The following is a 10,087-nucleotide window of genomic DNA, read 5'->3' as shown; positions in this document are numbered from 1 at the left end:
GGCGCCACCCACCCGCACCCGGCGGCCACCCTCACCACCCGCCCCGCACCCACGCGCTTACGGCGAGCAGGCCTTCGTCAGCTCACCCGTCGCGTCGACCACCGGCCCGACATCCGGCGTCGGGTCGCCGTCCTTGATCGCCTGGCGGACGTTGTCCACCGCGGCCGAGATGTCGTCGACCGCCTTGCCGACATCCGTGTTGTCGGTCTTGTCGGTGATCTCGTCGAGGTTCTTGTCGATCTGGTCCAGGGCCTTGTCCGCTTCGAGCGGGTTCTCGGCCGCGTCCTGAACGGCCTGCTGCAGGTCGGAGGCGCTCTGGGCGACGGCGCTCGCGGTCTGGGCGCAGTCGAGCGCCTTGTCGATGGCGCTGCAGCCGATGACGAACGGCGTGAGCAGCGCGGCGCTGGCGGCTGCCAGAGCGATACGGCGGTGGCGCGAGGCCATGGAACGGTTCCTCCCCTTTGGCGGACGGGCGCACGGCGGCTTGCCGTACGCCCGTAACCCTTAGAACGCCCGGCAGGGCGTGCACGGTTGCGCGGCCGGTGTCAGCCGAGCGTCTGCTCGAGCGCCTTGCGCTGCAGCGCGGCGAGTTCGTCGCAGCCGGCGACCGCCAGGTCGAGCAGTGCGTTGAGCTCGTCGCGCGCGAACGGCGCGGCCTCGGCGGTGCCCTGCACCTCGATGAAACGGCCGTCGCCGGTGCAGACCACGTTCATGTCGGTCTCGGCGCGGACGTCCTCCTCGTAACAGAGGTCGAGCAGCGGCACGCCGCCCACGATGCCGACGGAGACGGCGGAGACCGTGTCGGTGAGCGGCTTGCGCCCGTGCTTGATCAGCTTCTTGCCCTGGGCCCAGGCGACGGCGTCGGCGAGGGCCACGTACGCGCCGGTGATGGCCGCGGTACGGGTGCCGCCGTCGGCCTGCAGGACGTCGCAGTCGAGGACGATGGTGTTCTCGCCGAGCGCCTTGTAGTCGACGACGGCGCGCAGCGAGCGGCCGATCAGGCGGGAGATCTCGTGGGTACGGCCGCCGATCTTGCCCCGTACGGACTCACGGTCGCCGCGGGTGTTCGTGGAGCGCGGCAGCATCGAGTACTCGGCGGTGACCCAGCCCTCGCCGCTGCCCTTGCGCCAGCGCGGGACGCCTTCGGTGACGGAGGCGGTGCAGAAGACTTTGGTGTCACCGAAGGAGACGAGTACGGAGCCTTCGGCGTGCTTGCTCCATCCGCGTTCGATGGTGACGGGGCGGAGGGATTCGGCGGTGCGGCCGTCGATACGAGACATGCCCTCGAGCCTATCGGCATGCGTGAAGGCCCCGATCCGGTCGTCCGGATCAGGGCCTTCGGGTGAGCCCGGGGGCTCGGCGAGCTCAGTCGCTCACATCATGTCTTCGATGTCCGCGGCGATCGGGTCGGCGTCCGTGCCGATGACGACCTGGATCGCGGTGCCCATCTTCACGACACCGTGGGCGCCGGCGGCCTTGAGGGCGGCCTCGTCGACCTTGCTGGCGTCGACAACCTCGGTCCGCAGGCGCGTGATGCAGCCCTCGACCTCCTCGATGTTGTCGATACCGCCGAGGCCGGCAACGATCTTCTCAGCCTTCGTGGCCATGTCTTTCTCCCTGATCTTTCGCGCGCTCTCGCAAGCGACGGCCGGCCCACCATTGGTCCGTTTTGACACGGTAACGCACGGTTGGCCCATCTTCACGGGCGGTCATTACCGGCGTACCGAATGATGTCGATCATCGGAGTACGCGCGGGGTGTCCGCGCGGGCGCCGACGCCGGTCCCTCACTGGTCTACACCAATCTACAACGGCCGCCGAGCCAGGCCTATTCCGGAGGAAGCCCATGAGCGCGAACGCTGCAGCCGCACCGCGGCCAAGCCCCTGGAGCAACTTCTTCCAAGGGCTCCAGAAGATGGGACGCAGCCTCCAGCTGCCGATCGCCGTGCTCCCCGCAGCCGGCATCGTCAACCGGCTCGGCCAGCCCGACGTCTTCGGCGCCGACGGCCTCGGCTGGACCAACGTAGCCAAGGTCTTCGCCGGCGCGGGCGGCGCCCTCCTCGACGCCGACCTCGGCCTTCCCCTGCTCTTCTGCATCGGCGTCGCCATCGGCATGGCCAAAAAGGCGGACGGCTCCACCGCCCTCGCCGCGGTCGCCGGCTTCCTCGTCTACCGAGGAGTCCTGCGCCAATTCCCCGTCGACTGCGCCGACGGAGCCACCGCCGTCGCCACCGGCTGCCAGGCCGCAGACGGCGCCGTCACCGCCTTCACCTACCAGAACCCAGGCGTCTTCGGCGGCATCATCATGGGCCTGCTCGCCTCCTGGTTCTGGGTCCGCTACCACCGCACCAAGCTCGTCTCCTGGCTCGGCTTCTTCAACGGCCGCCGGCTCGTCCCGATCATCATGGCGTTCGTCGCCATCCTCTTCGCCGCGCTGTGCCTCTGGATCTGGCCGGCCATCGGTGACGCCCTCGAAAGCTTCTCCAACTGGCTCGAGAGCCTCGGCGCCTGGGGCTCCGGCATCTTCGGCCTCGCCAACCGCGCCCTCCTCGTCATCGGCCTCCACCAGTTCCTCAACGTCCCGCTGTGGTTCCAGTTCGGCTCGTTCACCAAGCCCGACGGCACCGTCGTACACGGCGACATCAACATGTTCCTCAGCGGCGACCCCAGCGCGGGCATCTACCAGACCGGCTTCTTCCCGATCATGATGTTCGCCCTCCCCGCGGCCTGCCTCGCCATGGTCCACTGCGCCCGCCCCGAACGCCGCAAGGTCGTCGGCGGCATGATGTTCTCCCTCGCCCTGACCTCGTTCGTCACCGGCATCACCGAACCGATCGAGTACTCCTTCGTCTTCCTCGCGCCGGTCCTGTACGCGATCCACGCGGTCCTCACCGGTGTCTCGATGGCGGTGACCTGGGCGCTCGGCGTCAAGGACGGCTTCAGCTTCTCGGCCGGCCTGATCGACTACGGCATCAACTGGAGCCTGGCGACGAAACCCTGGCTGATCATCCCGATCGGCCTCGCCTTCGCGGTCGTCTACTACGCGGTCTTCCGCTTCGCGATCACGAAGTGGGACATCAAGACGCCCGGCCGCGAGCCGGAGGAGGAGGCGGAGGCCTTGGAGCAGGAGAACACCAAGGCGTAGGCACCGCCGAGTACGAGTCCTGCCAACGGCAAAGGGCGCTCCCTCTACTACGGGAGCGCCCTTTGTGCGTGCGGTCGGAGGGACTCGAACCCTCACGGGATTTCTCCCACCAGGACCTAAACCTGACGTGACTGCCAATTCCACCACGACCGCGACAAAGCGGGCATCGCGCCGGTTCGGCGCACACCCGCCCGGTCAGTCTACGGGGGAGCCACGGACCGATCGAGAGGGTTCTCAGACCCCCAGGTCCCGCATGATCTTGGCGACGTGGCCCGTTGCCTTCACGTTGTAGAAGGCGTGCTCGACCTTGCCGTCCTCGTCGACGACGATCGTCGAGCGGATGACGCCCGTGACGACCTTGCCGTAGAGCTTCTTCTCGCCGAAGGCGCCGTAGGCCTCGAGGGTTTCCTTCGACGGGTCGCCGACCAGCGTGACCTTGAGGCTCTCCTTGTCGCGGAACTTCGCGAGCTTCTCCGGCTTGTCCGGCGAGACGCCGATGACGTCGTAGCCCGCGGTGGTGAGCGCGTCGAGGTTGTCCGTGAAGTCGCAGGCCTGCTTGGTGCAGCCGGGGGTCAGGGCCGCCGGGTAGAAGTAGACGATGACCTTGCGGCCCTTGTGCGCGGCGAGGGAGACCTCGTTGCCGTCCGCGTCGGGCAGGGTGAAGGCGGGGGCGGTGTCGCCGGGCTGCAGGCGCTCGCTCATCGGTCGGACTCCTCGATGCGGTCGGGATCGGTACGCAATGAGCGTAACGGGGCTGCCGTGAGGTACCGGGTCGTGGGAACTGACAGACTGTCTCTTCCCAGAGACGTACGACATTACGGAGGCGGCGCGGTGTCGGATGCCAGGACCCCCGCTGAGATCGAGGCGGACATCAAGCGGCGGCGCAGCCAGCTGGCCGAGACCCTGGACGAGATCGGGGTGCGGATGCATCCGAAGACGATCGTCGGGGATGCGAAGGCCCGTTTCGTCGGCGGTGTCGACCAGAGCCTCGGCCGCGCGTATGTGAGCGCGAACCGGGCGGTCAGCGAGGTGAAGGCGCAGTTCGTCGACGGTGACGGCGCACCGCGCTTGGAACGGGTGGTGCCGGTGGCGCTGCTCGTGGTGGGGGTCGTGGGGCTGCTGGCCCTGGGATCGCGCCGCCGAAGGGGCTAGAAGGCCCCGACCCTGGGGCGTACGGCCGACGTGGAGGCAGGTAGGTTCGGGGCGTGAGCGCGAACACCCATCACGACAAGTTGCCCATCCGGATGCTGCACGACCGGGTCCTCGTACGGACGGACACGATCGAGGGCGAGCGGCGTTCGACCGGCGGGATCGTGATCCCGGCGACCGCGGCCGTGGGCCGGCGGCTCGCCTGGGCGGAGGTCGTCGCCGTCGGGCAGAACGTGCGGGCGGTCGAGCCCGGTGACCGCGTCCTGTACGACCCGGAGGACCGCGCCGAGGTCGAGGTGCGCGGGGTCGCCTATGTGCTGATGCGCGAGCGGGATCTGCATGCCGTCGCGGCCGACCGCTTCGAGGGGTCGGAGGACTCCACCGGCCTATACCTCTAGACCCAGTTTTTCTGGCAGACCTGTCATACGGGGAGGGGCCGGCGAATCCGTTCGCCGGCCCCTCCCCGTATGCGTTCACCCGTGGAAGACGCTGGCTACGTGCTCCCGGCGTCCGCCCCGCCGTCGCCCCCGACGTCGCCCTGGCCGCCGTCCTGTCCGCCGACATCGGTGCCGTCCGTGCCTCCGTCGGCGCCCCCGTTGGTCTGGCCCTGGGCCTGGCCTTGGATCTGACCTTGGGTCTGGCCCTCGTCGGTTCCTTGGGTCTGCCCTTGGTCCTGGCCTTGGTCGGTGCCCTGCGTCTGCCCTTGGTCCTGGCCTTGGGCCCGGCCCTGGTCGGTTCCTTGGGTCTGGCCCTGGTCCTGTCCCTGCGTCCGGCCTTCGTCGGCGCCCTCGGTCCGGCCGTCCTGCGGCGGGATGGTGGGCAGCGGCGGCGGTTCCTCGGAACCGGACGGGATCTCCAGGTCGAAGTCCTGCACGGGCTTGTCCGCCAGTGCGGTCCGGGTGAACTGGGCCCAGATCCGCGCCGGATACGCGCCGCCGTTCATGCGGGGCTGGCCGAGCGCCCCGTACAGCGGGGTCTGGATGGCGGTGTCGGGGTCCTGGCCCATCACGGCGACGACGGTGGCGAGTTCGGGGGTGTAGCCCGCGAACCAGGCGGCCTTGTCCTCCTCGGCCGTGCCCGTCTTGCCCGCGGCCGGGCGGCCCGCGGCGAGTGCGGCGGAGCCGGTGCCCGCGTCGACGACGGACTGCAGCACCGAGGTGGTGGTGTCGGCGGCCGCGCGGGAGATGACCTGCTCGGTGTCCCGGGCGGGGAGCGCGATGTCCTTCCCGTTCTTCTCGAGCTTGTCGACGAGCGCGAACGTGCCGTGCCGGCCGTGGTTGGCGAGGGTCGCGTACGCCTGGGCGACGTCGAGGACGCTGGCGGTCGGGGTGCCGAGCGAGATCGAGGGGTACGGGCCGAGGCCGGGGGTGGTCTTCGGGATGCCGAGGCCGATGGAGGTGTCCATCACCTTCTCCGAGCCGACGTCCACGGCCATCTGCGCGAACACCGAGTTGACGGACTTCTCGGCGGCGGTGCGCACGGTGACGTTCCCGTAGTCGACGTGGTCCTCGTTCTCGGGGGCGAACCGCTCGCCGTTCCACCCTTGTACGGGGCGTCCGCTGGTGCCGTCGTAGATGGTGTTCGGGGTGATCGGGCGGCCGTCCTGGGTGGTGGAGTCGTTGTCGAACGCGGAGGCGAGGACGAAGGCCTTGAAGGTGGAGCCGGCCTGGTAGTCGCGCCGGGTGGCGTTGTTGGTGAACTGCTTGACGTAGTCGATCCCGCCGTAGAGAGCGGTGATGCGGCCGGTCGCGGGGTCGATCGCGGCGCCGCCCGCCCGTACGTTCCGGTCGGCCTTGCGGTCCTTCTTGTCGAGCTTGGACATCAGCTGGTCGTCGACGGCCTTGACGAAGGCGTCCTGCTGATCGGGGTCGATCGTGGTGGTGATGCGGTAGCCGCCGCCCTTGAGTTCGTCCTCGTCGACGATCTCGTTGGCGAGGAGGTAGTCCTTGACGGCGTTCACCAGGTAGCCGCGCTGCCCGGACAGACCCGATGACGTGCCGGCCTCGGCCTCCGGATCGGGGAACTTCATCTTCGAGCGCACGGCGGGGGCCAGCCACTTCTCCTTGACCATGCCGTCGAGCACGTAGTTCCAGCGCGCCACGGCCCGCGGCTTGTTCTCGGGGTGCGCCGTCACGTCGTATGCGCTGGGGGAGTTGAGGAGCGTCGCGAGATAGGCGCCCTCGGCGGTGGTCAGGTCCTGGGGCTTCTTGTCGTAGTACGCGTGGGCGGCGGCGGAGATGCCGTACGCGTTGCGCCCGAAGTAGCTGGTGTTGAGATAGCCCTCGAGGATGTCGTCCTTGCTGACCTCGCGGCCCAGTTTGATCGCGATGAAGAACTCCTTCACCTTGCGGCCGATCGTCTGGTCCTGGTTGAGGTAGTAGTTCTTCACGTACTGCTGGGTGATGGTCGAACCGGACTGTTTGCCCTTGCCGGTGACGGTGTTCCAGGCCGCGCGCAGCATCGCCTTGGGGTCGACGGCGGACTCGGAGTAGAAGTCGCGGTCCTCGGCGGCGAGCACCGCCTGCCGTACGTTTTCGGGAACTTGGGCGAGCGGGATGTTCTCGCGGTTGACGTCGCCGTCGCGGGCGAGCTGTTTGCCGTCGGCGTACAGGTAGACGTTGGTCTGGGCGGTCGCGGCGGCGTTGGCGGGCGGGATGTCGACGAGCATGTAGCCGGCGACGAGGGCGCCGCCGATCAGCAGGCACAGGAGCAGGAAGGTGCCGAGGACCATCCGCCAGGTGGGCAGGGCGCGGCGCCAGCCGGTGCGCTTGCGGTTCTTCTTGCCCTTGGGGTCCGGGGCTTGCGCGGATGCGGGACCGGGCTGCGGAGCCCCGGCGGGCTCCGGCTCACGGGGAGCCCATCCTTGCTGTGGCCCCTCCTGCTCACGCGGCTCGTCGCTCATGTCTGACACCTTTGCATCAGGTTGTATGAGCCCCGTCTGCGCCGCGCGCCCCGGATGGCGGTGCGGTCGGCCGGATGAGTGAAAACGCGTGGCGCCCGGTTGCCGTGCGCGGCTAGGGTCGTCGTCTTTGGCTGCCGCCGGTCGGTCGGCGGTCCGTGGACGCGTGGCCGGGAAGGGGGAGACACGTGCGCTTGTACGCGGCCGTGGCGGCCGGAGGGTTCCGGCGGCACTCGACGTACCGGGTGGCGACCGCCGCGGGCATCTTCACCAACACCGTCTTCGGCTTCGTTCTCGCGTTCACCTTCATCGCCCTGTGGGACGAGCGCCCGAACCTGGGCGGCTACGACAAGCCCGAGGCCCTCGCGTTCGTCTGGATCGGGCAGGCGCTGCTCGCGACCTGCGGTCTGATGGGCGGCGGCGGGTTCGCCGAGGAGCTGATCGAGCGGATCAAGACCGGTGACATCGCGATCGATCTCTATCGCCCGGCTGATCTCCAACTGTGGTGGCTGGCCGCCGACTTGGGGCGCGCCGCCTTCGAGCTGGTCGGCCGCGGGATCGTGCCGATGGCCGTGGGCGCGTTCGCCTTCGATCTCGCGCTGCCCGACGCGGCCTGGCAGTGGCCGGCGTTCCTCGGCTCGGTCGCGCTCGGGGTCGTGGTCGGTTTCGCCATTTGGTTCCTGGTGGCGCTCAGCGCGTTCTGGCTGATGGACGGGGCGGGCGTGGTGCAGATCGCCTGGCTGTGCGGGCTGTTCTTCTCCGGGATGCTGCTGCCCCTCACCGTCTTCCCCGGAGCGCTCGGCGACGTGGCGCGCGTCCTGCCGTGGGCGTCGATGCTGCAGGTGCCGGCCGATGTGTTCCTCGGCAAGTACACCGGCTGGGGCCTGCTGAAGGCGTACGGATTCCAGGCCGGGTGGGCCGTGGTGCTGCTCGCGGCCGGGCGCGGGCTCCAACTGGTGGCGCGGCGCAGGGTGGTGGTTCAGGGTGGCTGAGCCGGGGGCGATGGGCGCGGGGGCGCGGCTGGGGAGCGGGCTCGCCGCGTTCCGGATGATCGCGGCGATGTGGATCCGGTCCACGATGGCGTACCGCTTCTCGTTCGCGATGACGCTGCTCGCCAACTTCGTCGTGACGTTCTTCGACTTCGTCGTGATCCTGCTGATGTTCAGCCACGTCGAGGGCCTCGGCGGCTTCGACTTCACCGAGGTCGCTTTCCTGTACGGGGCGACCAGCACCGCTTTCGGTCTCGCCGACCTCGCGCTCGGACAGGTCTCCCGGATCGGCCGGCGGGTACGCGACGGCACCCTCGACACCCTGCTCGTGCGGCCCGCGCCGGTCCTCGCGCAGGTCGCCGCCGACCGGTTCGCGCTGCGCCGGCTCGGGCGCGTCACTCAGGGCCTTTTCGTCCTGGTGTGGGCGCTGGTCCTCGTGGACGTCGACTGGACGGTGCTCAAGGTCTGCGTCGTCCCGGTGATGGTGCTGTCCGGCGGGGTGATCTTCGGGGCGGTGATGGTGGCCGGGGCCGCGTTCCAGTTCTGGGCGCGTGATGCCGCGGAAGTGGTCAACTCCTTCACGTACGGCGGAAATACGCTCCTTCAGTACCCGCCGACCATCTTCGCCAAGGACCTCGTGCGCGGGGTGACCTTCGTGCTGCCGCTGGCCTTCGTCAACTGGCTGCCCGCGCTCTACGTCCTCGACCGGCCCTACCCGGTGGACCTTCCGTTCTCCCCGTCCCTCACGGCCTTCCTGCCGCCGCTCGTCGCCGCGCTGTGCGCGCTGCTCGCGGGGCTGTGCTGGCGGGCGGGCCTTCGTGCGTATCGCAGTACAGGGAGCTGATCGCGGCGTGGACTTGGAGACCATGGATTTCATCGAGCTCGAGGACGTACGGAAGGTGTTCGACGTCCGCAAGAAGAAGGGGTTCCTGCGGCGCGAACGCCATGAGGTGCGGGCGGTCGACGGCATCAGCTTCACCGTGCCGCGCGGCGAGATGGTCGGCTACATCGGGCCGAACGGTGCCGGGAAGTCGACCACGATCAAGATGCTGACCGGGATCCTCACGCCGAGCGGCGGGCGCGTACGGGTCGCGGGCATCGACCCCTCCCGCGAGCGCACCCGGCTCGCCCACCGCATCGGTGTGGTCTTCGGACAGCGCACCACGCTGTGGTGGGACCTGCCGCTGATCGACTCGTACAAGCTGGCCCACCGCATGTACCGCATTCCCGACGCCCGCTTCCGCGCCAACCTCGACCGCTGCGTCGAACTCCTCGACCTCGCCGAGCTGTTGGCCGTCCCCGTACGCCAGCTCTCCCTCGGCCAGCGGATGCGCGGCGATATCGCGGCGGCGCTCCTGCACGACCCGGAGGTGCTGTATCTCGACGAGCCGACGATCGGCCTCGATGTCGTCAGCAAGGCCAAAGTCCGCGAATTCCTGCGGGACTTGAATACCTCCGCCGGTACGACCATCCTGCTCACCACCCACGATCTGCAGGACATCGAGCAGCTCTGCAAGCGCGTGATGGTCATCGACCACGGCCGTCTGATGTACGACGGGGCGCTCGCCGGACTCCACGAGATCGGCGAGAGCGAACGCACCCTGGTGGTGGACCTGGAGCGCGAACTGCCCCCGCTCGACGTGCCCGGCGCGCGGGTCCGGCGGGTCGAAGGGCCCCGCCAGTGGCTGGCGTTCCCGGCCTCCGCGTCCGCGGCGCCCCTGGTCACCGAGATCGCCTCCGCGTATCCGCTGGTGGATCTCTCCGTACGGGAGCCCGATATCGAAGCGGTGATCGCGAAGATGTACGCGGACCGGGCGGAGCTGGGGTGACCTTCTCCGTGGCGGTGGCTCGGCGGGGGTGACCCTCGCGGCGGTCGCCCGGCTCGGGTTCGGCGGGGGTGACCCTCG

Annotated in this window: 11 protein-coding genes and 1 tRNA gene; 6 read left to right on the top strand and 6 right to left on the bottom strand. The window is 69.3% G+C overall.

Annotated features, from left to right (window positions below; genetic code table 11):
* Positions 1 to 57 precede the first annotated feature (57 nt).
* The 3 genes from G6045_RS16650 to G6045_RS16640 form a co-directional block, all read right to left on the bottom strand.
* Positions 58 to 444, bottom strand: a complete 387-nt coding sequence (locus tag G6045_RS16650) for a hypothetical protein (RefSeq protein ID WP_165332733.1) — start codon at positions 442 to 444, stop codon at positions 58 to 60.
* A 101-nt stretch (positions 445 to 545) separates the two neighbouring features.
* The gene (gene rph / locus G6045_RS16645) at positions 546 to 1,280 is read right to left on the bottom strand and encodes a ribonuclease PH (protein ID WP_165332732.1); all 735 of its coding nucleotides are present in this window, start codon (positions 1,278 to 1,280) and stop codon (positions 546 to 548) included.
* Between the two features lie 93 nt (positions 1,281 to 1,373).
* The gene (locus G6045_RS16640) at positions 1,374 to 1,697 is read right to left on the bottom strand and encodes a PTS glucose/sucrose transporter subunit IIB (RefSeq protein ID WP_267913050.1); all 324 of its coding nucleotides are present in this window, start codon (positions 1,695 to 1,697) and stop codon (positions 1,374 to 1,376) included.
* Positions 1,698 to 1,844: 147 nt separating this feature from the next.
* On the opposite strand from G6045_RS16640, the gene G6045_RS16635 reads away from it, so the two are divergent.
* Positions 1,845 to 3,143, top strand: a complete 1,299-nt coding sequence (locus tag G6045_RS16635; protein WP_165332731.1) for a PTS transporter subunit EIIC — start codon at positions 1,845 to 1,847, stop codon at positions 3,141 to 3,143.
* A 69-nt stretch (positions 3,144 to 3,212) separates the two neighbouring features.
* Here G6045_RS16635 and G6045_RS16630 read toward each other — a convergent pair.
* Positions 3,213 to 3,296, bottom strand: a tRNA-Leu gene (locus G6045_RS16630).
* 81 nt (positions 3,297 to 3,377) lie between these two features.
* Positions 3,378 to 3,845 carry a thioredoxin-dependent thiol peroxidase gene (gene bcp / locus G6045_RS16625; protein ID WP_165332730.1) on the bottom strand — a complete coding sequence of 156 codons (468 nt, stop codon included), beginning with the start codon at positions 3,843 to 3,845 and terminating at the stop codon, positions 3,378 to 3,380.
* Positions 3,846 to 3,974: 129 nt separating this feature from the next.
* Here bcp and G6045_RS16620 point away from each other — a divergent pair, with 129 nt between their 5' ends.
* Positions 3,975 to 4,295: a DUF3618 domain-containing protein gene (locus G6045_RS16620; RefSeq protein WP_328707803.1), complete on the top strand. Its 321-nt coding sequence runs from the start codon at positions 3,975 to 3,977 to the stop codon at positions 4,293 to 4,295.
* Between the two features lie 53 nt (positions 4,296 to 4,348).
* Positions 4,349 to 4,690, top strand: a complete 342-nt coding sequence (locus G6045_RS16615; RefSeq protein WP_199549543.1) for a GroES family chaperonin — start codon at positions 4,349 to 4,351, stop codon at positions 4,688 to 4,690.
* A gap of 95 nt (positions 4,691 to 4,785) precedes the next feature.
* Here G6045_RS16615 and G6045_RS16610 read toward each other — a convergent pair whose 3' ends face one another.
* Positions 4,786 to 7,194 carry a transglycosylase domain-containing protein gene (locus G6045_RS16610; RefSeq protein WP_165332728.1) on the bottom strand — a complete coding sequence of 803 codons (2,409 nt, stop codon included), beginning with the start codon at positions 7,192 to 7,194 and terminating at the stop codon, positions 4,786 to 4,788.
* A 185-nt stretch (positions 7,195 to 7,379) separates the two neighbouring features.
* Between G6045_RS16610 and G6045_RS16605 the strand changes: the two genes are divergently transcribed.
* The 3 genes from G6045_RS16605 to G6045_RS16595 are packed head-to-tail and all read left to right on the top strand — an operon-like array spanning position 7,380 to position 10,009.
* Complete coding sequence (locus tag G6045_RS16605) at positions 7,380 to 8,183, top strand: ABC transporter permease (protein WP_165332727.1); 804 nt, start codon at positions 7,380 to 7,382, stop codon at positions 8,181 to 8,183.
* Positions 8,184 to 8,193: 10 nt separating this feature from the next.
* Positions 8,194 to 9,024: an ABC transporter permease gene (locus tag G6045_RS16600; protein WP_165332739.1), complete on the top strand. Its 831-nt coding sequence runs from the start codon at positions 8,194 to 8,196 to the stop codon at positions 9,022 to 9,024.
* A gap of 22 nt (positions 9,025 to 9,046) precedes the next feature.
* Entirely contained in the window at positions 9,047 to 10,009 is a 963-nt protein-coding gene (locus G6045_RS16595) for an ABC transporter ATP-binding protein (protein ID WP_165332738.1), read from the top strand.
* Positions 10,010 to 10,087 lie beyond the last annotated feature (78 nt).

The organism is Streptomyces mesophilus, from assembly GCF_011044995.1.
Taxonomy (GTDB): domain Bacteria; phylum Actinomycetota; class Actinomycetes; order Streptomycetales; family Streptomycetaceae; genus Streptomyces; species Streptomyces mesophilus.
This window is presented reverse-complemented; position numbering and strand designations above follow the sequence as displayed.